Below are 26,305 nucleotides of genomic sequence, written 5' to 3'. Positions count from 1 at the left end.
TTCCAATAAAAAATGATAGAATTTTTATATATAGCAGCTTTGGTACAAATTTAATTGTTTACATAAAAAGATTATTGCGTTAAACTATTATTAGTATAACGAATTGAAAAATAAACAGAAGTGGGTTGTTACATATGATACTAAGTCCAATAATTATTTCTTTAAAAGTTTCTTTAGTTTCCACACTTTTTACATGTATAGTAGGAATTGCTTTAGCTAGACTATTTACAAAATACGACTTTAAGGGTAAAGATATTCTAGAAGTTTTAGTAATTTTACCTATGGTATTACCTCCTTCAGTTGTAGGATATGGTCTTTTGGTTATATTAGGTAAGTACGGTTTTATTGGTAAAATTATTCTAAATATTTTTAATAAAAGCATAATCTTTACTCTAATTGCTGCTTGTATAGCTTCCTTTGTTGTTTCTCTTCCTTTAATGTACCAAAGCTGCAAAGCAGCTTTCATAAATATGGACAAAGTCTGTGAAAACGCTGCAAGAACATTAGGTGCTAGTGAACTTAAAGTATTTTTTAAAATAACATTGCCACTGGCCTTACCAGGTATAATAAGTGGTTTAGTTCTATCTTTTGCTAGAGCCCTAGGAGAATTTGGTGCTACATTAATGATAGCTGGAAATATTCCAGGGAAAACACAAACCATTCCTACTGCTATATATTTTGCTGTGGAAAGTGGAGATAACAGAACTGCTAATATACTTGTGTTAATAGTTTTAATTTTCAGTTTCACAACCATATATAGTCTTAACATGTGGACAAAGCGGAACTGCAAATAATATTTAAGGATGGATTTTATGCTTAACGTTAGAATATTTAAAAAGATGTATTGTTTTGATTTAGATGTAAATTTTTCCCTTAATAAAGAAGTGCTTGTTATACAAGGACACTCAGGTTCTGGTAAAACTACAATTTTAGATTGTATATCTGGTATAAAAACTCCTGAAAAAGGTGAAATATCCGTAGGTAATGAAGCTATATTTTCTTCTAAAAAAAATATAAACATGAAAATTAAAGATAGAAATATAGGTTATGTATTTCAAAATTATGCTCTCTTTCCTCATATGACCATAGAAAAAAACATATTATTTGGCTTACAATGCAAAAACTTAAAAGATACCAGCTACATTGAACATATTATGAAGGTTTTTAATATTGATCATTTAAAAAGGAGATATCCAAAGCAAATATCAGGTGGCGAAAAACAAAGAGTTGCATTAGCTAGGGCCTTATCTATAAAACCCGATGTTCTTCTTTTAGATGAACCTTTTTCAGCTCTAGATGCACAAACTAAATCCATAGTATATGATGAATTTTTACAGTTAAAAAAGATGTATTCCATAGACGTTATTTTAGTTACACACAATCCTGAAGAAGCTCGTTTATTAGGTGATAAAATAATTCACATAGATTATGGAAAAATTAAAGAGTGTGAAAATACTAACAATTTAGAAGTCAGTGTTTCTGTTGAATAATTTAAAAAGCTATGAAATTACGGTGTGAACCTAAATTTCATAGCTTTTATTACTCTACATAGATTTTAATTTAGTTTCAATAAGTTCCTTTGCCATCTTAGGATTTGCTTGCCCCTTTGAAGCCTTCATTACTTGCCCCATTAAGAATCCAGCTGCCTGCTGTTTACCGCTCTTATAATCTTCTATTGATTTAGGGTTAGCGCTTAAAACTTCATCTACTATCTTTTCAAGTACATCTGATGAACTTATTTGAGAAAGTCCTTTTTCCTTTACTATTCCTTCAGGATCTTTTCCTGAATCAAACATTTCATTGAATACTTCTTTTCCTGCTGTATTACTTATCTTTCCTTCACCTATTAACTTTATAAGTTTACAAAGCATCTCTGGTTTAAGAGTCATGTCAGTGCTTTCCATTTCTTTTTCTTTGAGTATTCTAAGCACTTCAGCTAAAATCCAATTTGCAGCAGTTTTTGCATCTGCTCCAAGTGCTACAACATCTTCATAGAAATGACTTAATGCCTTATCAGAAACTAAAATATCTACTTCTTTTTCTGTAAGCTTAAATTGCTCCATGAATCTAATTTTCTTCTCTGGTGCAAGCTCTGGAATAGTTTTCTCTATACCTTCTATTTGATTGTCACTAATAACTATTGGTACTAAATCTGGATCTGGGAAATATCTATAATCATCAGCATCTTCCTTAGATCTCATAGGAATAGTTCTTCCCTTTCCGCTATCCCATCTTCTAGTTTCCTGCTTTATTTTATCTCCTTCTCCAAAATTATAAAGCTCTTGTTGTCTTTTTTGTTCCTTTTCTAATGCTTTTTGAACTTCTTTAAAGGAGTTTATGTTTTTAATTTCTACCTTAGTATTGAATTCTTCCTGTCCAACTGGTCTTAAAGATATATTAGCATCACATCTCATAGATCCTTGATCCATTCTACAGTCTGACACTTCTGCATATTCAAGCAGTGATTTTAATGTCTTAAGAAAAGCTACTGCTTCTGCTGGTGAATGAATATCTGGCTCTGTAACTATTTCTGCTAGTGGCATTCCTGCACGATTATAGTCTATTAATGAAAATGGTTCATCTTCCAAATGAGTAAGTTTTGCTGGATCTTCTTCTATGTGTATTCTGTTTAATCTTACTTTCTTTTTAACTCCATCTAATTCAAATTCAAGATACCCTCCACTGCAGATTGGCAAATCAAACTGAGAAATTTGATAAGATTTTGTAAGATCTGGATAAAAGTAATTTTTTCTGTCCATTTTGTTTAACTTATTTATTTTACAGTTTAAAACCTTACCAGCTTTTATAGCTAAGTTAATTACTTCTTCATTCAAAACAGGTAATGTTCCTGGCAATCCTAAACATACTGGACATGTATTGCTGTTAGGCTCAGACCCAAACTTAGTAGAACAGTTGCAAAATATTTTTGTCTTTGTATTCAATTCAGCGTGTATTTCCAAACCAATTATTGTTTCATAACTCATAATTTTTTCTCCCTTCTGCTTACTTTATAGCTAAAGTATCTACTTTAAGTTCTTTTTCAAGTGCATAAGCAGCCTTTAATATTTTCTTTTCTCCAAAATGAGGTCCTATGATTTGAATTCCTATTGGAAGTCCTTCTTTACTAAATCCACAAGGAAGAGACAGTGCTGGAACTCCAGCTAAGTTGATGTTTACAGTGTATATATCTGCAAGATACATTTCCATAGGATTTTCACTCTTTTCTCCACTTAAGAATGGAAGTACAGGTGAAGTTGGACTCAATATTAAATCATATTTTTCAAGAGTTTCTTTAAACTGTCTTGTTATTTCTTTTCGAAGTTTTTGAGCTCTATTGTAATAAGCATCATAGTAACCAGAAGATAATGCATATGTTCCAAGCATAATTCTTCTCTTAACTTCTTTTCCGAAGGCTTCTGTTCTTGTTTGTGCCATTAAATCATCAACAGATTCATAATCCTTTGCTCTATATCCATATCTTATTCCATCATATCTATCCAAGTTTGAACTAGCTTCTGCTGAAGATATTATATAATAAGAAGAAAGTCCTTCTTCTGTTATAGGCATAGTAGTTTCTTCAACAACAGCACCCATTTCTCTAAGTTTTTCCATAACATTTTCAAGACAAGCTTTTATTTCTTCATTTAAGCCTTTTCCAAAGAATTCCTTAGGAACTCCTATTTTTAATCCTTTAACACTTCCATCTAATGCACTTAAATAATCTGTTTCGACTTCTTTTCTTGAACTAGTGCTATCCATTTTATCATAACCTGCTATAGTTTCTAATGTCATTGCACAATCTTCAACTGTCTTTCCAAAAGGTCCTATTTGATCAAGAGATGATGCAAAAGCTACAAGTCCAAATCTTGATATTAATCCATAAGTTGGCTTTAATCCAACTACTCCACAAAAGGCTGCTGGCTGACGAATTGAACCACCAGTATCAGAACCTAATGACACTGGTGCAATTCCAGCTGCTACTACTGCAGCAGATCCACCTGAAGATCCACCAGGAACTCTTTTAAAATCCCATGGATTTTTAGTTTTCATGAAAGCTGAATTTTCTGTAGAAGATCCCATAGCAAACTCATCCATATTAGTTTTTCCTATGATAACTGCATCTTCTGCTTTCAATTTTTCAATTACAGTAGCATCATATGGAGGAATAAAATCTCCTAACATTTTTGAGGCACAAGTAGTTTTTATTCCATCTGTACATATGTTATCTTTAATTGCAATAGGTACTCCTGCAAATTTTCCTAGCTTTTCTCCATTTTTAACTTTTTCATCAACTGCTTTAGCTGATTTTACAGCTTCTTCTTCACAAAGTGTAATATATGCTTCCACCTTTGGATCTACTTCTTTTATTCTTTCAAAAAGCTTTTTTACGATTTCTTCTGAAGTAAATTTTCCTTCTTCTATCCCTTTTTTTATTTCAAAAGCTGTCATAGCTTGTATTTCCATATTTACAACCTCCTGATTTTAAATTAGAGTGAGAATCAAGGCATTTTAAAAGGTTAAAGCACCTTAATTCTACTTTAATTATTCTATTATCTTTGGAACTTCAACGTAAACGTCTCTCATGCTTTTAACGTTCTGGAATAATTTTTTCTTCTCTTCATAAACTTTTACTTCATCTTCTCTGACAAAGGATTTTAATCCATCTTCATATTTATTCAAATCTACGCCGCTTAAATCAAATTTATCTATAGATGCAAAATGTCCTAATATTCCTTCAAAGTCTTTAGCCATTTTTTCTGCTTCTTCATCAGTAACTTTAAGTTTTGCAAGCTTTGCAATATATTTAACCTCATCAATGCTTATCATCTTTAAATCCTCCTATTTCTAACCCAAGATACTTTATAATACTAATTTTTTAAAAATATCCTAAGGCTCTAATCTCTTCATATCTCTTGGAAGTAATGTAGCTTCCCTTATATTGCTTAGGTTAAGAATTTTCATTGTAATTCTTTCAAGTCCTATAGCCAATCCGCCGTGCGGTGGCATTCCATATCTAAAACTTTCTAAATAGAAGCCATAATCTTCTGGATTAAATCCAAATTTCTTTATATTTTCTTTTAACATTTCATAATCGTGTATTCTTTGACCTCCAGTAGTTATTTCAAGTCCTTTATATATAAGGTCAAAGCTCTTTGTCATTCCATCTTCATCTGGCATAGCATACATAGGTCTCTTTTTAATTGGATAAGCTGTTAAAAATACAAAGTCACTATCATATTTTTCTTTTATATATTTTGCAAAAAGTTCTTCTCCTTCAGCATCAATGTTTCCCACTGGAGATCTCTTACCATACTTCTCTAAAAGTATTTTATGAGCTTCTGCAAGAGGTATTCTTGGAATTTCAACTTTTTCTGGAAGACTTACATCATACATTTCTAATTCCTTTTGACAAGTCTTTTTTAAATGCTGGAATAAGTGTCTCATAAAGCCTTCTTCTAAATCCATAATGTCATTTTCATCCTTTATAAATCCCATTTCTAAATCAAGACTTATATATTCATTTAAATGTCTGTAAGTGTTGTGAAGTTCTGCTCTATATGCTGGAGCTATTTCAAATACTTTTTCAAATCCTGCGCCTACCATCATTTGCTTAAAAAACTGTGGACTTTGAGCTAAAAATGCTCTTTTGTCAAAATAGTTTATAGTAAATACTTCTGACCCACCTTCAGTACTTGCACCTAAAATTTTTGGTGTATGAATTTCTGAAAAATCATTTTCTAATAAATACTCTCTAAAAGCTGTAACTATTTCCTGTTGAATCTTAAAAGCTGCTCTAGTTTTCGGATTTCTTAAACTTATATATCTATAATCTAATTGTGTTTCCAAATGAGCTGAACTTTTTCTTTCATTTACTGTTATTGGAAGTTTATCATAATAAGTTTTTCCTAGAACTTTCAATTCCTTAACCTGCAGCTCAATTCCACCTACAGCCTTTTCATTTGCTACCCTAGTTCCAACAACCTCTAAACTCATTTCTAGTCTTAATCCTTTTAGAAGTTCTTTACCAACTACTAGTTGAATTATTCCTGTCTTATCTCTCAAATGAACAAAACCGAAGTTTTTAAAATCAATTATTTTATGAACCCAACCTTGAACTAAAACTTCATCTGAAGCTGATTCCTTAACTTTTTCTACATACAATCTTTCCATAATATTGCCTCCTAAAACATATATTTCCCATTTTCCAAATAAAAAACCCCTGTATCCTAATAGATACAGGGGCGAATTTCTTCGCGGTGCCACCCTAATTTAGCTTTAAACACTTATCCCGTATATTTAAAATACATACGTAATAAAATAAGAGTTACCGCTTCATTAGGGAATTTATGCATTTGCATAAATTAAATTTGTTTTTGAATATAAAAAACCGTCTCTATACCTTTCGGTATAGGGACGGATACTATTCCGTGGTGCCACCCTAACTTAGCCTTAAAGCTATCTCTTATCAGTACAGATAACAAAATTTATTTATCGATACCTATCCCTTGTAACATAGGGAATACGTCTAAGCCTACTCTTATAAAAATTTCGGTTAGATACTCCAGGGTGTTCTTCAATATAATCTTCATATTCGGCTTCCACCTTCCCGAATTCGCTCTGAATCTGAATTATATTTACTCTCCCTATCATTGCTTTTCTTAAGCATTTCAAGTTATGTTTATATTATAGTTACTGTATAAATATAAGTCAATAGTTTTTTGATAATTTTTTAAAGATTTAAAGATATTTTTTTCATTTCACTTAATTAACATTAAATTCTTTAATAAGTTCCCACTAAAATCTTAAAGTATTTAACATAATCATTATTCAAGTTTATCCTTATTATTCTTGGCTTCTTCATCTTCTTCAATATCTTCATAGAAAAAACCTTCCTGTCTTTTTAATTTTTCACTTTTTTTCTTAAATTCATTCTTACTTTTACGTAAATAAATTATCATCACTATCCCAAAAATAATACCTATAAGTATGATTAGTAATATCCACCATGGTATATGTGTTTTAAATTCAGCATACTTTATTTGCTCCCATAAGGTTTTAGTAACTTTAACACTTCCAGTTTCCTTAATGTTTATAGTTTGAATCTTTTTATCAGTATCTACTACAGTAACTTGTCCGTCTAATTTTAACAATATACTTCTATCACTAAATGTAGATTCTAATAATTGCAAACTACTAATATTGTTATCACATAATATGACATACACCCGTTTTGAAGTATCCCATGGTGATCTTATAACTTGAAATACTACTTTATTTTTTAATACTTCAGGAATTAAATTAACTTCTTTTTTTATATCTAAATTTCCACTTTTTGAAGGTACTATTACCAATTGTTTCTTTATACTTTCTGGCATTTTTACATCATCATATGTCCCTAAAAATATCATATTCATATTCTTTTGCTTATCTGTTAATTCACCATCTTTTCCAAGTATATCCCAATTAAATACCTCTCCAGTATTTTGACCAATACGAGTTGCCAACATTGACGCTATTTTTAAATTAAACAAATTTGAAGTATTCCACATTCCTATAGCTATCTGCGTATCTTTATCAGAATAATTTGTATAAAAAAATGGAAACTTTTGCAGAGTAGGTTGAATACTTGTTTCTTTAGAAAGTAAGCATAACTTGGAATCAGAATTTATAACAGTCCACGCACTATCATAATAGTCCTTAGAACAATCAATTTTTCCTAAATAATTATAACATTCTATAGAAACTTTTATTTCTGGTAAATTCAATGCACTCTCAGGTATGTTAATTTTCAAGGCACCATCCTCTGCATTAGCAACTGTTAATTTTGCACTGTTTACTGCCATTCCATTTATATATACTGTAATAGCTGATCTATCAGAATCTAGCACTTTAGAATGCTTAAACTTCAAATCAATATATGAACCCTTTTGGCTTTGTATTCCCTTTGGTTGAATAAATGACATATCCAATTTCTGATGAAAAGCTCCCTGCAAATTGACATCAGAATATCCAAAATCAGAAAATTTGTAGACTCCGGTGGTGTTAATAGGCGTAATACTAGGAGTATATTTCAAATTAGAATTAATTTTTATTGAATCACCTGCAACCTGCTTTAAAAGACTATTATCAGACATAAAATCTACTGCTTTATTTAATCCAGCTTTACTTTCTCCAGTTACTAAAGTATTATAAATGTTTCCACTTTGCTGCCTTATAGATAAGTATCCTTCATCCTTTGATAATTTGTTATCTTCTGGATTAAAAAAATTATTAATATTAGCAAAGGCTGAATACAATCCTACGAACACTTTATTTTTTCCTGTAGCTGTATCACTTTCTCTGAATACTCCATAATCTATATTGTCCTTGCCAGTAGATACCTTTCCAATAGAAGAACTTGTTTTTAATAATGCAGCTTTACAGTTATCATCTATATCTTTAGGTAATATGAAATCAGTAGATAGAACATTATTCTTCAAAAAATTATCATAATATATTAAATGGAAATTTGATAATATAGCATCAGGATACTTATTTACTGTTACATGTAATTTTGAATCCTTATGAAAAACAACCCAATTGCTTGGATTGTCCATATCTGCACAATCCCCTTCTATTGATCTTTGGTTACTTTGAAATTTAATCTCATTGATACTATCTATTTTTAATTTAGAGGTTGGGAATTTTACATTCCACCAACCTGAAGTAGCTTTTTGAATATCATAAGTCCACTGAGTTTCAACTGGATAATCATTAATAAGCATAGTAATATTAGAACGAGTACTAATCAAAGTATTGGAAAAAGTAAAATGCAACTGAACATAACAATCATCTCCAATATCAAAGCCTTTAGGTACTGTAAACCAATATGAACCCACATTTTTAGGCAAACTTAACTTTTGATCATCTTTAAATATTGGAATATCATAACTTGCACTGGAATTATTATCTCCTTCTGCAAAAACACAACTAAATGGAATTACTAAAACAATTATTAAAAACATTATTATAAATTTAATTTTAAGTTTTAAATTCATATACATTATTTACCTCCAAAAGTCAGTGATAATAATTTGTATGTTTTGATTTATTTAATATTAAATCTCTATACATCAAGTGAACCACAATTTTTCTCTCTTATTTCTGCTAGACCATGATTAGTTTTTTCCCAATAAAACGGCTTAACAATTAATTGTATTAGAGCCTTATATGCTGCTACACTCATCAATATCCAATATATAGGTGATAGTAATGCATATTTAACTAATCTATATGAAAATGGTTGTCCTTTTTTAAGTGAACAATCTCTTATAACCCAGTACATTCCTACTCCATTAGTATAAGTAAACATGAAATTTCCAAAAAACAACTGAAAAGCTGCTATATAATAAAATATTCCTGGAAACATATCTCTTATCCAATTAGCTTTAGTTGCATACCAAACTATTAACATTAGCCAAAATACAGGATTAATAAGCGGAAGCAAAGGTGTTCCTAATATCATAGCTTGATATCCTACAAATCCTTTTAACCCTAATGATTTATATAATTGTATAGGATGTCTCATATGAACAAACCAAGTTTGCATATATCCTTTTATCCATCTTGAACGCTGTCTTATCCAATTTGTTAAATCTGAATTTGCTTCCTCCCAAGTACGAGAATCCACAACAGCTGTATTATAACCTTTTTTGAACAATCTTACTCCTAAATCAGCATCCTCAGTAACATTAAATGGATCCCATGCACCAACTTCTTTTAAAAATTCAATTTTAAAATGATTTGAAGTTCCTCCAAGTGGAATAGGAGTTTTTATTTGCATTATTCCAACTAAAAGTAATTCAAACCACATACTATACTCTTGTGTAAATAAACGTGTTAAAAAATTTTGATCACTATTGAAATAATTAAGCTTACTTTGAATACAAACATAATTTTCAGGTAATTTCTTAAATGATAAGTAAACTTTTTTTAACTGATCAGATTCCGGTCTATCTTCAGCATCATATATTACTACATACTTTCCCTTTGCTCTAATAAGTCCATAATTACATGCCTTAGGCTTTGTCTTTGGAAAACTTTTAGGTACTATAATACTTGAATAATATTCAGGAAGATTCATCTTTTCTACAGTATCTATGGTTTCATCATCATCTTCTTCAAGCAATATACAAACATCCAATTTATATTTAGGATAATCAATATTTTCTATATTCTTAATAAGCGTTCTAATTACCTCTTTTTCTTTATAAACAGGTATCAAAATAGTATACGTTGGCAGTTCCTTTTCATCTACATCCTCTAGTTCCTCTTCAGTAAAATGCATTTGATTATCTTTATATGAACCTTTTAAAACTATATATAATTTTAAAACCGTCATAAATGCATATATACTTTGGAAAAATAAATTTATTACAAGCAATGTTGCTTTGAAATCAGCTACCATGGATAATAATATAACTATACAAATAGTTATTAATACTATCAATTGAGATTTAGAAAAAGTAACAATAGCTGAATTCTCTGGTTGATCATCATATAATTTAAATACACTTTCTTCACTTTGCTTTTTTTTATAAATCATATTCCAAAAGTTATCTATTTCTAGCATTGTAGCTAAAACTTGCTCAACTGGTTTTTCAAGATAATCTTCCATTTCTTTTAATTGCTTCTGACTTAATAACTCTTTTACAGCAACTACATAACAATCATTTCTTGAATTTATTATTATAGCATTATATTTAATTGCTAATTTATAAGGTAATCTTTTAGAAACATTTATATCGAAATTTTTTCCAACCCTACCAACATTATTTTGAGTTGCTAAATATCTATATAATCTTTCAGGTTTTATGAATCCTAAAAATAGTAATATATCTCCAAGTTTCCCTCCACTTTTTTTCTGCAAATCAAGTGCCTTATTGAGTTGTTCCTTGGTTATTTCATTATTTTCTACTAGCATTTTTCCTATTGGAAGTTTATTTTTATAATTTGAATTCAAATAATTATCCAATATCTCTTGACTAATAAAACCTAATGAAACTAAAATACTTCCTAATCTTCCTCCATTGATTTCTTGATACTCTATAGCTTGTTTTAATTGATTAGCAGTTATGGCTTTTACATAAATTAAATATTCTCCAATTTTAGAAAATTGCCTATTCGTAACATATTCTGCTAAATGCTGCTGAGATATAAATCCATTTTCAACTAATACGTTTCCAATAAGTTTATTAGTTTTTTTCTGTATTTTTAATGCAATTTCTAATTGTTCTTCAGAAATATACCCCAATTTCAAAAGATTTTCGCCTATCCTATTGCTATTGGTACTTTGTACAATCATCAACTAAACACTCACCCTCTATACACTAAATAAGCTTTATAATGATCTTCGATATTTTATTTTTTTACGTTCATTAAATTCAAAAACGTAATATTTACTCATATAGTAATTAAAAAAGCTAGCACAAAAAATCCCAATAAAATTTCCTAAATATTTATTGAATTTTAAAAAATTATAAATAATTAACAAAACAGTAAATTTTATTAAAACTCCTGTAAAACATACTGCTGCATATTTAATAAACTTTAAATTAAATAATTCATTTTTAATTTTTAGTTTATATTCAATTTTATCTCCCCATGTAATCAAACTATTTAAAATATAGTTTGATATAATTGCTACAGATGCCGATATAGCTGAAGTAGTTTTTACAGTAATTTTAGGGAAAATATGGCATATTAATATAAATACACTCATATCAACTAAAACTCCCGATAACCCAATCATACAAAAATAATAAAACCTTTTATCCTCTTTACTTCTATTTATAAGACTAAATAAATGAACTATATAATCCATTTGAATCTTTAAGGACATTTTTGATTTTCCAAAACCTCTATCACAAAATTTATACGGAATCTCGACTGGATTTTTATACTCACCTATAACCAATATTTCCATTAATATTTTCCAGCCTATTGCACGAAGCATTTTATTATTAATTATTTCTCTTCTGAACATAAAAATTCCACTTGTAGGATCTGAAAATTTTCTTACTTTTTTCAATAAAGCCTTTGCCATATATCTTGCTCCAGCTGAGATCAACTTTCTAAATAAATTTAAGCCTCCATCATCTCCTCCAGGTATAAATCTACTTGGAATTACAATATCTGCTCCTTTATATAAAGCCTTTATCATTTCGTTTAATATTTCTGGTGGATGCTGCAAATCCCCATCCATTACTGCAATTATATCGCCCTTTGCAATTTCAAAGCCTTCAATTACTGCTGAAGAAAGCCCTGTTTTATTATTTCTATGTATAAATTTTATTTTTTCATCTTTCATTGCCATATTTTCTATTATTTGAGGTGTATTATCTACGCTATCATCAACAAATACAATTTCATACTCTATATTTGTTAAAACTGCTTTTATTCGTTTTACTAATTCCTCAACATTTTTTTCTTCATTATATACCGGAACAACAACAGATAACATTGACTTCCCCCCCCTTTGTATACATATTAATAATTCACTTTAAATAGCTTGTACCCATCAAATTCTTCCACTAATGTGCACCATTCTTCCCCTTTTTCATATAAATTTGGATATGCAACATTAATAGCATCTAGCTTACCTACACCTGATTTATCTGGAACCAAAATATATCCAATTTCATATTTCCATGGATTTTTTACAGCTTCTTTAAAATTCAAATTACTGCTTAATACAAGATTATTAATATTTTTTACATCAACTACTATTCCTGAGGTCAAAAAGGAATCTGTCAATACAATTTGATCACTTAATTCATTATTTATATATTTTGCCACCCTATGACTTTCATTTGATATAATTAAATTATGTTCTTCTGGTGAAAGATTAGAATCTGATAAAGTTACTCCTGTTAAAATTGAAGATATTAACAAAGAAACAACTAATATTGAAAATTCAAATCTTTTATGTTTTGTTTTTATTTGTGATAGCTCATAAGGTATCCATGCAAAGCATATGGGTAATGAATAAGAAAAAAATCTTAACCATCCATAAGAATTTCCTTTAACAAGCATTAAAAGATGAAAAATTATCATAATTAGTACAATTAGTGATAATATTAAAAAATCTATTTTTACTAATCTTTTATTCTTAAGTCTTATTATTATAATTCCAGCAAATAGTGGCATAAATGGTATGCACTTTTTCAAAACATATTCTAGTGCATAACTAAAACTTGTAACAGATACTGCATACTGACTTTGTGATGTATTTGAATAAGATGAGTTTAAGAAATACAAAGGATTTCCACTTATAACCCAATTAAATAGTATCCATAAAATTATTGAATATATAAGGGGTGTATATAAAATTATCATACTGCTTTCTAAATAAAAATACTTTTCTTTAAGACTATTATTATGAATAAACTTTCTTTCCCTTTTGCTAAAAAATATAACAAGCGCAACACTTATTCCTATTGCCATTGCAAAAGGAATTGCCTCATATCTACAAAGAAATGCCATAGCTAATGCAAAAGCCATCTTAATAATATAATCTGCAGTTCCTTCTTTCATCCATAAAGTCAAGCACAAAATGATATAAATTATAGTAAAGAAAAATATCATCTCACTCATTCCATTAGACCCATAAAAGCATATAAATGGATTACTCATATATAAAACTATTAAAATAATACTATAAATTCTTGATATTTTTAATCTAATAAGGGTTTTATAAACATACATACAGCTTAATGCAGAAAACAGTGCTGTAATGATTCCACCTGCTATTTCACTAGATACCATTGGCCTCCAAATCTTTGATAATGCCACTAATGGCAATTGCAATACACTTGGTAGTGGATTCCAAACGAGTCCAATTGAAGCAAACCTTATTGGTTTAACAAATAAAACATAAAAAGAATTAGCCGTTCTACTTAAAGCATCATTTAAAACAATTCCCTTAAAATACCCAAAATATATACTTAAAATCACTTCAGAAATAAATATAATTAAAAATATAGAAATCATATCTTTTTTTCTTGGCTTTGGAAATTCATATATAATTTTAAAATTATCATGAGTATTGTTCATTATAAAACTCCTAAATCACCTATTTCTATTAAAAATAACTTTTAAATATTAAATAGCTGCAGCTATTTAAAGCTATTCAACTAATTCCCTAGCTATTTTTATTTCTTGTTCTTTTTCTTTTGAAGAAATGAGAATATAATCTTCAGTCTCTACCACAATTAAATTTTCTACATTATTAAGAAGTACTTTCTTCTTAGTTATAACAATATTTTTTTTAGATTTATACATAACACTATTTTCACTTACTACATTTTCTTCTTTATCCTTTTTTCTATATCTTTCTATACTCGTCCAATTTCCAAGATCATCCCAATGGAATTTACAAGGTATAACATAAATATCTTTTACATTTTCCATAATTGCATAGTCAATTGATATACTTTCTATTTTCTTATAATTTTGTTCTAATATAAAATTTAGTTTATTGTCCTCAAAAACTTCAACTTCACTCAATTTTTTAAAAATATCATTTGCATATTTTTCTGATAAATCTAATATAGTTTTAATCTTCCAAACAAAGATTCCACAATTCCATAAATATAAATTACTTTTCAAATACTCACTAACCTTATACATATCTGGTTTTTCAACAAAACTATGGACCTTAAATATTTTTTTCTCATAGGTATTAGTATAATTATCACTACATTTTATATATCCATATCCAGTTTCTGGCCTGTCAGGCTTTATACCTAATGTAATAACGGACTGTTTATGATCTTCTACAAATTTTTCTGCTATTTTTAGAGTGTTTATAAATTCATAATTATCTTCTATAAAATGATCTGACGGCAATACCACTAATGTAGCATCTTTATAATATTTTTTTATTATAAACGCTGAAAGTATTATACATGGAGCTGTATTTTTGCTTGATGGCTCTACTATTATATTTCTTGAATCTATTTCTGGAATATCATTTTTAACCAAATTAGTGTATTCTTTTGAAGTAACAATAAAAATCCTTTCTTTTGGAATTAACTTTTCTATTCTTTCAAATGTAATTCTAAGCATTGTTTTTTTCCCTAATAAATTCAAAAATTGTTTTGGTTTTTTATCTGTAGAAAGAGGCCAAAAGCGCTTGCCTTTTCCACCAGCCATAATAAGAGCACAAATCATAAGAATTCCTCCATCAAATAAATTTTACATATTTATTATTGAAAATATAAAAAAACCGACCAAATCAAGATTTGGCCGGTTGCACTAATTGCTTCCTACATACAAAGTGCCCAAATAAATATGTAGTTCAACGCTTCCAATATAATAAAACTTATTTATATATATCAAACACCTATTGTATTCATTATTCTATCTTAAAATAAGTATATGTTATATTCTGTAAACTGTCAACAAAAATATAGTGTTGTTAATATCTTCTATCATTGCTTCTTTGCTGTTTTCTGGCTTTTCTACAAGCTGGACATCTTTGTGGTTCATTTTCGAATCCTTTTTCCTTATAGAACTCTTGTTCTCCTTCTGTGAAAACAAATTCTGAATTACAATCTTTACATACTATTGTCTTATCTGACATGCTTATATACCTCCCGAATAAGCTGGGTTTTAACTAATTTTTGACTAGTTGTTATACATTAGCAGAACTTTGTCTAAAAATAATTGACCCACATAATTATTGTAAATTTAATATACTTAATAAACATAACATACTTAAAGCATAAAACTTATGCTTTAAATTTTATAACAATATATTATATTTACTCTAAAATATATTCTTTCCTAAAATCAAATAACTATACTTTATTTAAACCTGATGAATAGCTTTTATTTTATTTGTTATTAAAAATTCAACCATCACTTGATAACTCTCAAATAATTTTTCTTTTCACATTTATTATATACTTTTTTGCAATACTCTACAGTTTCTTGAGCTGTTTTACAAACTATATCAGCTTTTACATATTCACCAGCTTCTTCACTCATAGGTCCTCCACCAATCAATACCTTTACACATTCTCTAAGACCTTCTTGTTCAATTTTCTCTATACATTCCTTTACATTATCAAAAGCATTAGTAAGAAGACATGAAATAGCAACTACTTCAGGTTTATACTTTCTAATTGCTTCAATAAACTTTTCTGTAGGCACATCAACGCCTAAATCTATAACTTCAAAATCATTACTACTCATAACAACACTTACTATATTTTTACCAATATCATGAATGTCTCCATAAATAGTTCCTATAACAAATATTCCACGTTTTGATGTCCCTGGGAGAATCGTTTCTCCTAATATATCTGAAGCTTCTTTAAATATTTCTCCAGATATAATAAGTTCTGACATAAAGTAAATTCTCTCTTCAAACCTTTTTCCAACTATACTAACGCCTTTTTGCAAATATCCAATAATATCCAAAGGAGACACATGATTTTTTACAAGAGCTTTTATTTGTGCAATTACTTTATCTTCATCAAGCTCCGCCATTGCTTTTATAAGTTCTTTGCTCATAAAACATCCTCTCCGATCCATATAATATATTAATAAATCTTTTATTACATTAAAAGATCACTCATTAAATCTGAAATAACCTTTTTTATAACCTTACGTTTATATATAAACTACCATAAATATATCACTAAAACATCTTACATAATGCGCAAATTAAGTACATAAAAGTAAACATCATGCATATACTATTATTCTAATTTTTCTGATAATCTATTAGTATATATTATTATAAACACTATTAATGTTTATAATAAACTTTGTATACGTACCTTAAAAAATCAATATTTAATATATAAAGCTTATATTATAAATTATAATTTAAAATTAACTATTTAAATTTTACTCATAATAGATTATTATTTTTATAAGAGGTGTTTTTTATGGAAATAAATTTAAGTACTTTTTTAAGTAAGCTAAGAAGCTACAATCCTGAATTACACATTTCACCAAACTGTAATACATCAATTAAATCAATTAAATTGCTGCAAAAAAATCAATGCTCATTCAATGATAATTGTTTATATGTTAGTACAGTATCAGATTTGCCAAAAGTATTTCCTCAAAATACTGTCATTAATTTAGTTTGTATTTTAAATAAAACTTTACCTAACAAACACAAAAAAAACTCTATGTTAAACTTAATATTATTAAATAATGATATAGACTTAGCTACAGTTTTTAATGATCTTCAATCAGTTGTAGAAGCTGAACAAACTCTTGCTTTAAATTCAGCGACATTACTGGATTCTTTAACCAGCGAAAAAGGCATCAAACATATAGTAAATGTTGCTTCTGAACTTCTAGGGAACCCAATATGTGTTATAGATTTAAGCTTTAAAATTATTACTCATTCTAAAGACATCAATCCAAGTGATCCTATATGGGTTGAACTATTTACTAAGGGATATTGTTCCTACAATTTTGTCTCTATGTCAAACGTAAAGAAATTCATCGAAGTAGTCCATAAAAGTACTTCCCCTGTTTTCATGAGTGAGGATAAACTTAGAATTCCTAGAATAGTATCAAATATTAAAATTGATAATAAAGTTGTAGGATATCTAGCTGCATTAGAATGTAACAAACCTTTCAGCGAAAATGATATGGAATTAGTTTTCACCCTATGTAAAGTAATTGCCTCTGAAATGCAAAAAAGTAGTTTTATTGAAAATACCAGAGGATCAAGATATGAACATTTTATTATACATTTACTCAGTGGTGAAAAAATTGACAAAATAACCATTGATGAAAGATTAAAATTTTTAGACTTACACTTTAAACATAATCTTTATGTGATGGTACTAGTTCCACAAAACAACTTTGTAAATATCCCATTAAATCAAATACGAAATAGAATTGACTATATGCTCGTAGACAGTAAATCTATTATATATAAGGATGCAATCGTTGTAATCATAAACTGTGCTAATAAAATATCCCCTACAAATAAAACCTTTTCAAAACTACTTGAATTTGTACAGAAAAATAAAATTTTTGTTGGTTTAAGCCGATGCTTTCATAATTTAACTGATGTGAAAAGCCATTATGAACAAGCCTTAAAATCTATCGAACTTGGTATAAGTTTAAAATCAAATGAGTGCTTTTTTTCATATGAGGATTTTACAATATATCATCTTTTGCAACTGTGTTCATCACAAGGTAATTTAAAAAATTTTTGCCTGAGTTCAATATTTTCTTTAATAAAATATGACAATACAAATAATACAGATTACATGAAAAGCCTTTATACTTATTTACTAAATGGAAAAAACCAATTAGAAACAGCTAATATTTTAAAGGTTTGTCGAAGCACTTTAGCTCATCGTATTGAAAAAATCCAACAAATTATGGATATCAATTTAAATGATTCTATTACAAGTTTTAAACTTATTTTAACCTTTACTATACTAGATTACATTAATAAAACTAAATCATATAATGAATTAAACATTGATGATAAATCCTCTCAAAACAATTGCATATTATAAAATACATACTTTGGAGGTAATCTAATGAATGGTTATAAGGTGGTCTTTAAACCTTTTGATAATGAAATTATTATGCCTGAAGGTTCTACAATCAAAGAAGCTATTATTAAATCAGGCGTTGATTTTGATTTTCCTTGTGGTGGTATTGGAAATTGTGGAAAATGTCGTATTAAGCTTCTAGAAAAATCCTTACCACCTACTCCTAAGGAGCAAAGCTACTTAACTGAAAAAGAATTTTCACAAGGTATACACCTTGCTTGCGAAACAAAAATTCATGACAATTTGACTGTAGAATTGCAAAAAAATGATGAAAATATACATAATATATTACAATGGTCTGTTGAAAGAACTTCTAATGTTGATCCGCTCATTAACAAGACTTATGTCGAAGTGGACTTGCCTTCTCTTGAAGAGCAAAAATCTGATCTAAAACGATTAAAAGAAAAGTTATCACTAAAAAACATCAGCTATCAAAATATAAAAATTAAATTTTCTGCTTTGAAAGATTTACCAGATATAATTCGTGAAGCTCAACACAAAATCACTGTAATTAATGATGATAGTGAAATACTTGGAATAGAAAAAGGAAATACTTCTTCAAAAATATTAGGTATAGCTTTTGATATTGGAACTACCACTATTGTAGGATATTTAATAGATTTAAATACTGGAAAAGAATTATCTGTTTCTTCTACTTTAAATCCACAAGTTAAATTTGGTGCAGATGTAATTTCTCGTACAACCTATGCTAATCAAAATGTAGATGGCATAAAAATGATGCAAACTACTCTTCTAAAGGCAATTGATAAATTAATTGGAGACACTTTAAATAAAGTATCTCTGAGAAGAGAGGATGTTTACAGTATCACCATAGTTGGAAATACTTGTATGCACCATATATTTTTAGGTTTGACACCTAGGTATATTGCAGCTATACCTTATGTTCCTGTAATAAGTGAACCAATAAATTTAAATGCATCAGATCTTAATCTCCATATTAACCCTTGTGGTAAAATTTTTATACTTCCCACCATTGCAGGTTTTGTAGGCGCAGATACAGTAGCTGTAATTCTCGCTACAGAAATGGATAAAAATAGTGATATAAAATTGGCTATTGACATTGGTACCAATGGAGAAATTGTATTAGGATCTTCAAAAAAACTCGTATCTTGTTCCGCTGCCGCAGGTCCTGCCTTTGAAGGAGCTCAAATTAGCAGTGGAATGAGAGGTGCTAACGGTGCTATAGATCATTTTAATTTTGGAAAGTCAATGACTTACACCGTTATTGGAGATGGTAAACCTGAAGGTATCTGTGGTTCTGGACTCTTGGATATAATTGCAGGTTTTGTAGAATTGGGTATAATTAATAAAAGGGGAAAGATTTTATCTCCAAGTGAATTTATAAATCCTTTTGCAAAATCATTTGAAAAGTGCATTGTTACTTATGACAATGCAAATGCTTTTCTAGTTGTACCTGAGGACGAAACAGCACATGGACGTCCTATTATGATAACGCAAAATGATATAACAGCACTTCAATTGGCAAAAGGAGCTATTTCAGCTGGTATTAACATACTTATTGATAAACTAGCTATAACAACCTGTGAGATAAAAGAGGTACTTTTAGCAGGTGCCTTTGGAAACTATATGAATCCTCATAGTGCTTGTGCTATAGGTTTAATTCCCAAGGATCTTGAAGGTAAAGTTAAAATGGTAGGAAATGCTGCTGGTACCGGTTCAAAACTAGCCCTACTATCAAGAACAGAATATGAGCGTTCTAATAATATTGCATCTACAGTAAAATATATTGAATTAGGTGCTGAAAAGAACTTTAATAGAGCATTTGCTAAAGGAATGCAATTTTAAACACAGCATCAATAATCTACAAAAAATTCATAAATGAATTAATTCAAAAGGGATGTTTACAACAAAATATGCTGTAAACATCCCTTTTAACATATACACAAATTTCATAATACATAACAATACAATTAAATATTTACATCTTGTGATTTCCTTACTGCAATTTCTTTTTGCATTTTTTCAAGACTATTAGGTGTAATTTTATAAAGCAATACAATAAAAATTAATCCTACTATCATTATAATTGCTGGAATTAATGCCATTCCGTTTTTTATACCACTTATTAACTGTTCTGTAGGCTTCATATTTGCAACATATCCTGCACCTACAAGGACAGAAGTTATAATAATACTTCTTAAAAATATTGCAATTTTAATTGGAAAACTTATCAATGACATAATAAACCCTCTTGCATTCTTTCCAGTTTTCCATTCTCCATATTCAACCGTAGATGAATACATAGCAACACCTAATGCATCAGGAATACCATATCCTAGATATGCTACAAACATCAATACTATAAATGACATATAATTCATTGGTAAAGCCCATACAATGAGTAATCCAATTATAAATATTGCAAGGGACAAAACATAAGTATTTCTTTCTCCAATTTTTTTAGCCAGTGGATTTGTAATAACAGCACCAAAAAGACATACTATACTTAGCCCTGTAAAAAATATAGTGACTACTGCCAAATTATTTACAACATATTTAAAATAATAAAATGCCATCCCAAAAATAACAAACCTTCCTAAATATCTTCCAAGTTCACCTAATAACAATCCTATAAGAGGTGGATTTACTACTATTTGTTTTAACATCTCACCTATAGACATTTTTTCTTCTGCTTTACCTGTTTGAGCGGAAGCTCCAGCATTTGCATAGTCTTTAGTCATAAAAAATAATGTATAGTAGCAAGCAATCATAATAATGCCTCCAAGTATAACAGTAAAAGTATATCCAACTGCAGGATTTCCTACAGCTTTACCTATCATCAATATTAAAGGCATACTTACTAAAGAAAAACAAATAGTACCTAATGAGTTAAACATACCTCTGTTTGATGCCATAGCAATTCTTTCTTCCCTTACCTCTGTCATAGAAGAGTTCATTGCTACATGTGCTGCATAAAAAATATTCCAAATTAAATGGCTCACTATAAATCCTATTGAAATTATAATTGCGTTCATTGTTGAAGAACCTATCTTAGAAAATTCTAAAATATAAAATAGCACTGCAAAAGGAGGCCCTATTAATAGCCATGAACGATATTTACCCCATTTCATATTGCATTTTTCTAATATAACTCCTGCAGTAGGAACCCATACAAGGTCAAATATACTTGTAATCATAAGTACAGTGCCTGCTAAGGCTGCGGATATTTTTGCATAATCGGTTAAAAATGCAGCAAAATAATATACTTCTACATTTACAAGCAGCTGAAATCCAAAAGATGGTACTCCATAAAAATTAATAATAGATCTTTTTAATTTTTGTTCCATAACATTTCTCCCCCCCATAAATATTTAATTAGTTTCATCAAGTTATATCATAAATCATAACAATTAAAAAGGGCTGGCCCTAGTGATACAAATTCACTAATATAACAAGCCCTAATATAAAAGTAGTCTATTTTGTTTTTATCTTCCTGTAGCTGCTGAAACCATAGCTTTTACATTTTCAACCTTTGCATTTGGAGGTATTGAACATCCACTAGATAAAATAAATCCTTGTCCCATATCCTTAATAAGTTTTGTAGAATAGTCATATATTTCATCAGGAGTGCTGAGAACAAGCTTTGCAGCAGGTACATCTCCTTTGATACATACATGACCTCCAAGCTCTTCTTTTATCTTGTAAATATCTGTCATACCATCTGTTTCAAATACAATCTTTCCCTTTGGGAAATCCTTAAAGTAGTGTAAATCACGTTCCCAGTTTCCATCAATATGAATGTCACATACTACGCCCTCTTCTATAATAGCATCTGCTGCTTCCTTAATATATTTCCATACAAAACGCTCCCACAACTTAGGAGAATAAAATTCACTAGCTCCTCGTGCTGGAGAAAGGAAGAAAACATCTGGTTTAGATTCTTTTATTTGTTTTTTTATACCTTGAATCATCTCTTTTTGAATAACATCTAAAACTGCTTCAACCTTATCTGGCATTCTAAATAAATCTCTCATGAATTTTGACATAGAACGTCCACCACTTAAATACTCATTTACAGTTATAGCTACAGCAGGACTATATAACACAAATCCAGCATCTCTAACATTCTGCTGTGCTTGTGGAGAATAAGCTAAATCTGCTCCAATTTCATCAATATTAACTCCCAATCTATCTTTTAAGTAACCAGGCATAAAACTGCTCCAGCCTTTATTTATAATTGTGTCATAATCTTCTGGCTTCATCATTTCTGCTTCATCGATCTGCCAAAGCATATCATCTGAAAGTTCACGTCCTGGAAGCTTAACTCTTGCCATAAATATTAATGGAAATACAGGTCCTACACAATAAGCTGAATTAACTCCATCCACATCTCCTAAATTTTTCATAGAGTTTATTATAACTTCATTTGATTTTTTAACACTGTCCTTTCCACAAAGATCTGCTAATTTTAGTCCCATATGTTTAGCAGCAAATGCATCATTCATAAGTATAACAGGTGTTCTATCAGTTTTTTCCAATGCTAATGTTTTTCTAAATCTCTCCAAACGTTCTTTATATAATTCTTGCGTTGTTTTCAACTTATTTCACCTCCACAAATTTTTTACAATATTCTACCGTCTGCTGAGCATTCTTGCATACTATATCTGATCCCATATATTCACCTGCAGCATCGTCAACAGGTCCTCCTCCTACTAAAACTTTTGTACTTTCTCTAAGTCCTGAATCTCCTATTGCTTTTATACATTCTTTAACGTTATCAAAACATGTTGTAAGAAGACAGGAAATTCCAACTACCTTAGGCTTATACTGTTTAATTGCTTCAATAAATTTAGCTGTAGGAATATCAACCCCTAAGTCAATAACTTCAAATCCATTACTTCTCATTACAGTAGTTACTATATTCTTTCCAATGTCATGAATATCATCATATATTGTTCCTATAACAAATATTCCATTTTTTGATTTACCCGTTTCACCCATACCCCCAATTATCTCTGAAGCTTCATTGAAAACCTCTGCAGACATAATTAATTCTGATAGAAAGTATTCTTTTTTCTCAAACCTATTTCCTACAATTTCCATACCTTCTTGTAAACTAGCTATGATTTCTAATGCAGGTGTTCCTTGAGCCTTTAAAGCTTTTACCTCTTCTAAAACAACATCTTCATCAAGATCAGCCATTGCCACAACTAATTTTTTACTCATAATATTTCCTCCCTCTATGAAATATTTTTTTAATTATATATAATGTTAATTTAATCTATTTTACTACTTAGAAATTTGAAGTATATATCTTCAATATCTTTTATTGTTAATCTAAATAGTTTAATATTCATTCATTAAAAAGTATTAAACCTACATAAGAAACAGTATTTGGACCATTATAATAAGGTATACCTGCACTTTTTTCTAACGCCATAACATCAATACCATAAGCTTCTACTGAAGAAAGTGCTTTATCAGGAAATCTACACTTCTCTCCATCAAGATAAGTACACCTCTCACATATATCACAACAACCTGCTTTTAATGCTAGAACATCCTCAAATTTATATTTATTCTTTACATGATCAAGTATTTTTCCGAATATATCATTATGCTCTTTACCTGCTGCAACCATACCTCTATAGTCAAAAGAACTCGATAACTTATGTGCAGTTTGTATTAAAATACCTTGTTTGTACTTTTTAACTTTATCCATTAATTCATTAATGGGCCCTATAGCTGGTGGTCCCATCCAATTGGTATCATACTTGCGGCATACATTTCTTTCACACGCTTTTCTATAATCTTCATGGAACTTGATTTTTGAAGTATCTGCCATTGCTGCATAAGTAGCTTTTAATTCCAATGCATCTTTAATTAAATCATCAAAATTAATTCCCATATATCTACTCCTCAAAACATATATTTTCCAATTTTAACAATGTATCTTAACATGCAGTAATTCCTCTAATTTTTTTAATGTTGTAAATTTTAAAGTTTTCTCATCAGTTCCAAATACAATTGCTGTTATGCTTACAGTTATACTTTTAACTTTTTCATCTTCATGGTTTTCCGAAGTTTTTATATTTATTTTTTTACCAGTAGTTGCAATCCAAACGTTGAAATTTTCTTCACCTTCAATAAAAGCTTTAATGTGTCCTATGAAATATTTATTTTCTAGCACCCACTTTTTAAGACTTTCTATCCAAGCTTCTAAAGACTTTTGCAGCTCATTTACTAATATTTCTTTATTAAGTTCAAGTGAAATCGTATTTGAAAAGACAGCTGGAACTTCCTTAAGCTCACCATATAATTCTTCTTTTGAATGTTCATGATATTGATGTTTGTAAACTTTGCCTAAAGGCTTCTGCAGTTTACGAATATCATTCAATGATTTCCACCACCTTTTTCCACATACAGTCATCTATATTCTTACTTGCAGATACCCTATATATATTAGCCTTTTCATTAAGGCGTTTTACATCCTTCTCTATAATCTCTAGTTCTGAATCCCCAGTTAAATCAACTTTATTTATGAGTATTGACTCTCCTTCAGATATCTGATTCTCTATAAGTACAGGCGCTACAGTTCTTAATTCATAAAAACGTTCTGCATCAACTACAGTTACAGTTTTTATACTGTCTATTCCTTTTCCATACTTATTTAAATTTCCCAATATTTTACCCGGATAAGCTAGCCCAGTAGTTTCAATAATTACCCATTTAGGATTAATTTTTTCTTTTATATCATTTAAAGTAATTATTAAGTCAGATGTAAGTTGGCAACAAATACATCCTGAAAATAGCTCTCTAACGCTGAAGCCTCCAGATTTAAGTACCTTATCATCAATGCCTATGTCTCCAACTTCATTTTCTATAATTACCAAATTAGGTTTCTTTGATGTTTGATTTTCAACAATAAAATGAGCTAAAGAAAGTATTAAACTCGTTTTCCCTGATCCAAGAAATCCACTAAAAATAATTAAATTCATCTAACCTCATCCTCCCTTCCTTTAGAATTGAGGTTAAAATTATCACAAACGCCCTTACAATGCTGCCCTATTTCAGCATTACCATAAACATGTTCTAATGTAATAGTTTCATTTGGATTCATCACTACAAATTCATCGTTCCATGGTCCAGTTAAAAGTTTTTTAATGTAACTTAAAGTTCCAGGAATCACTTCTTGTCTCAATTTTAAATCTTTAGCAATTTCATCAGTTTTTCTTAAAAAGTCTTCAATTGGAAAAGTATTAGTATCAATAACCCCTAACCTTTTATAATTCTTTAAAATTATTTCATACACCCTATCTGCTCTATCTTTTCCATGTCGTCTTACAGTTTCTTTGTATTCAGCCCATATATTATTTTCAAAATCTAACCAACCCTTAGTGAGAAAATAAGTACCTTCTTCCTCTGAAATTTTTTTTCTTCTTTCACAGGAACCTAATAACAAAGCAACACAATCATCTACCTTTGGAAAAATCATTCTATAATTTGATGATTTCAAACCAATTAATGCATTGCCACAATACCCAAAACCTAGAAGCACCTGTTCAACATTTGATATGTGGTCAAGCTCTTCTTGAATACGTTTTCTCAACGACTCAGTGTTTGTATGCAGACCTGATTCTATCCATAATACAGGATATTTGCAGCTTGTTTCCTTTATAGCCATATTTAATTCATCTGTAATAGTTCTACATGCTACAATAACAGTATTCACATCATTT

The 26,305-nt window shown here is 29.3% G+C and carries 22 protein-coding genes, 1 riboswitch and 1 other annotated feature; of the genes, 4 read left to right on the top strand and 18 right to left on the bottom strand.

Annotated elements, in window-relative coordinates; genetic code table 11:
- The first annotated feature begins 134 nt into the window (after positions 1-134).
- On the top strand, positions 135-794 hold the full coding sequence (modB, locus tag EG57_RS0205215) for a molybdate ABC transporter permease subunit (RefSeq protein ID WP_032076226.1): 660 nt from the start codon (positions 135-137) through the stop codon (positions 792-794).
- A gap of 18 nt (positions 795-812) precedes the next feature.
- Positions 813-1,490, top strand: a complete 678-nt coding sequence (locus tag EG57_RS0205210; RefSeq protein ID WP_032076225.1) for an ATP-binding cassette domain-containing protein — start codon at positions 813-815, stop codon at positions 1,488-1,490.
- Between the two features lie 54 nt (positions 1,491-1,544).
- Here EG57_RS0205210 and gatB read toward each other — a convergent pair whose 3' ends face one another.
- The 11 genes from gatB to EG57_RS0205155 all read right to left on the bottom strand — a co-directional run bounded on the left by gatB (position 1,545) and on the right by EG57_RS0205155 (position 16,560).
- Positions 1,545-2,984, bottom strand: coding sequence for an Asp-tRNA(Asn)/Glu-tRNA(Gln) amidotransferase subunit GatB (gatB, locus tag EG57_RS0205205; RefSeq protein ID WP_032076224.1), 1,440 nt, complete (start codon positions 2,982-2,984; stop codon positions 1,545-1,547).
- Between the two features lie 19 nt (positions 2,985-3,003).
- A complete protein-coding gene (gatA, locus tag EG57_RS0205200; RefSeq protein WP_032076223.1) occupies positions 3,004-4,464 on the bottom strand; it encodes an Asp-tRNA(Asn)/Glu-tRNA(Gln) amidotransferase subunit GatA in 1,461 nt (486 codons plus the stop codon).
- A gap of 78 nt (positions 4,465-4,542) precedes the next feature.
- Complete coding sequence (gene gatC / locus EG57_RS0205195; protein ID WP_007060199.1) at positions 4,543-4,827, bottom strand: Asp-tRNA(Asn)/Glu-tRNA(Gln) amidotransferase subunit GatC; 285 nt, start codon at positions 4,825-4,827, stop codon at positions 4,543-4,545.
- Positions 4,828-4,887: 60 nt separating this feature from the next.
- The gene (gene aspS, locus EG57_RS0205190) at positions 4,888-6,171 is read right to left on the bottom strand and encodes an aspartate--tRNA(Asn) ligase (RefSeq protein ID WP_032076222.1); all 1,284 of its coding nucleotides are present in this window, start codon (positions 6,169-6,171) and stop codon (positions 4,888-4,890) included.
- A gap of 236 nt (positions 6,172-6,407) precedes the next feature.
- Positions 6,408-6,660, bottom strand: a binding site (T-box leader).
- 164 nt (positions 6,661-6,824) lie between these two features.
- Positions 6,825-9,044, bottom strand: coding sequence for a cellulose biosynthesis cyclic di-GMP-binding regulatory protein BcsB (locus EG57_RS0205185; protein WP_242859811.1), 2,220 nt, complete (start codon positions 9,042-9,044; stop codon positions 6,825-6,827).
- A gap of 62 nt (positions 9,045-9,106) precedes the next feature.
- The gene (locus EG57_RS0205180) at positions 9,107-11,344 is read right to left on the bottom strand and encodes a cyclic di-GMP-binding domain-containing protein, MshE-related (RefSeq protein ID WP_032076221.1); all 2,238 of its coding nucleotides are present in this window, start codon (positions 11,342-11,344) and stop codon (positions 9,107-9,109) included.
- 36 nt (positions 11,345-11,380) lie between these two features.
- The gene (locus EG57_RS0205175) at positions 11,381-12,502 is read right to left on the bottom strand and encodes a glycosyltransferase (protein ID WP_032076220.1); all 1,122 of its coding nucleotides are present in this window, start codon (positions 12,500-12,502) and stop codon (positions 11,381-11,383) included.
- 26 nt (positions 12,503-12,528) lie between these two features.
- Positions 12,529-14,094, bottom strand: a complete 1,566-nt coding sequence (locus tag EG57_RS0205170) for a glycosyltransferase family 39 protein (RefSeq protein ID WP_032076219.1) — start codon at positions 14,092-14,094, stop codon at positions 12,529-12,531.
- Between the two features lie 72 nt (positions 14,095-14,166).
- Positions 14,167-15,213: a mannose-1-phosphate guanylyltransferase gene (locus EG57_RS0205165; protein ID WP_032076218.1), complete on the bottom strand. Its 1,047-nt coding sequence runs from the start codon at positions 15,211-15,213 to the stop codon at positions 14,167-14,169.
- A gap of 64 nt (positions 15,214-15,277) precedes the next feature.
- A riboswitch (cyclic di-GMP riboswitch) is annotated at positions 15,278-15,360 on the bottom strand.
- Positions 15,361-15,460: 100 nt separating this feature from the next.
- On the bottom strand, positions 15,461-15,625 hold the full coding sequence (locus tag EG57_RS0205160; protein ID WP_029160491.1) for a zinc-ribbon domain-containing protein: 165 nt from the start codon (positions 15,623-15,625) through the stop codon (positions 15,461-15,463).
- 278 nt (positions 15,626-15,903) lie between these two features.
- Positions 15,904-16,560 (bottom strand): cobalamin B12-binding domain-containing protein, encoded by a 657-nt coding sequence (locus EG57_RS0205155; RefSeq protein WP_032076217.1) that lies wholly within the window; start codon positions 16,558-16,560, stop codon positions 15,904-15,906.
- 380 nt (positions 16,561-16,940) lie between these two features.
- Between EG57_RS0205155 and EG57_RS0205150 the strand changes: the two genes are divergently transcribed.
- Both EG57_RS0205150 and EG57_RS0205145 read left to right on the top strand, forming a co-directional pair.
- A complete protein-coding gene (locus EG57_RS0205150; RefSeq protein WP_032076216.1) occupies positions 16,941-18,545 on the top strand; it encodes a PucR family transcriptional regulator in 1,605 nt (534 codons plus the stop codon).
- Between the two features lie 24 nt (positions 18,546-18,569).
- Positions 18,570-20,411: an ASKHA domain-containing protein gene (locus EG57_RS0205145; protein WP_032076215.1), complete on the top strand. Its 1,842-nt coding sequence runs from the start codon at positions 18,570-18,572 to the stop codon at positions 20,409-20,411.
- Between the two features lie 125 nt (positions 20,412-20,536).
- Here EG57_RS0205145 and EG57_RS0205140 read toward each other — a convergent pair whose 3' ends face one another.
- From EG57_RS0205140 to EG57_RS0205110, 7 genes are all read right to left on the bottom strand, one after another.
- Complete coding sequence (locus tag EG57_RS0205140; protein ID WP_032076214.1) at positions 20,537-21,913, bottom strand: MFS transporter; 1,377 nt, start codon at positions 21,911-21,913, stop codon at positions 20,537-20,539.
- Positions 21,914-22,051: 138 nt separating this feature from the next.
- Positions 22,052-23,164, bottom strand: coding sequence for a uroporphyrinogen decarboxylase family protein (locus EG57_RS0205135; RefSeq protein WP_032076213.1), 1,113 nt, complete (start codon positions 23,162-23,164; stop codon positions 22,052-22,054).
- A gap of 1 nt (position 23,165) precedes the next feature.
- Complete coding sequence (locus tag EG57_RS0205130) at positions 23,166-23,792, bottom strand: cobalamin B12-binding domain-containing protein (protein WP_032076212.1); 627 nt, start codon at positions 23,790-23,792, stop codon at positions 23,166-23,168.
- A 127-nt stretch (positions 23,793-23,919) separates the two neighbouring features.
- The gene (locus EG57_RS0205125) at positions 23,920-24,474 is read right to left on the bottom strand and encodes a DUF2284 domain-containing protein (RefSeq protein WP_032076211.1); all 555 of its coding nucleotides are present in this window, start codon (positions 24,472-24,474) and stop codon (positions 23,920-23,922) included.
- Between the two features lie 33 nt (positions 24,475-24,507).
- Positions 24,508-24,963 carry a hypothetical protein gene (locus tag EG57_RS0205120; RefSeq protein ID WP_032076210.1) on the bottom strand — a complete coding sequence of 152 codons (456 nt, stop codon included), beginning with the start codon at positions 24,961-24,963 and terminating at the stop codon, positions 24,508-24,510.
- Positions 24,956-25,564, bottom strand: a complete 609-nt coding sequence (locus EG57_RS0205115) for a CobW family GTP-binding protein (RefSeq protein ID WP_032076209.1) — start codon at positions 25,562-25,564, stop codon at positions 24,956-24,958. Before EG57_RS0205115 ends, EG57_RS0205120 begins: the two co-directional genes overlap by 8 nt.
- A complete protein-coding gene (locus EG57_RS0205110; RefSeq protein ID WP_032076208.1) occupies positions 25,561-26,298 on the bottom strand; it encodes a DUF1638 domain-containing protein in 738 nt (245 codons plus the stop codon). The genes EG57_RS0205115 and EG57_RS0205110 overlap by 4 nt, the downstream gene beginning before the upstream one ends.
- Between the last annotated feature and the right edge of the window lie 7 nt (positions 26,299-26,305).

Source organism: Clostridium drakei, assembly GCF_000633595.2.
Taxonomy (GTDB): domain Bacteria; phylum Bacillota; class Clostridia; order Clostridiales; family Clostridiaceae; genus Clostridium_AM; species Clostridium_AM drakei.
Note: the sequence above shows the minus strand (reverse complement) of the source record. Positions and strands in the feature narration are given on the sequence as shown.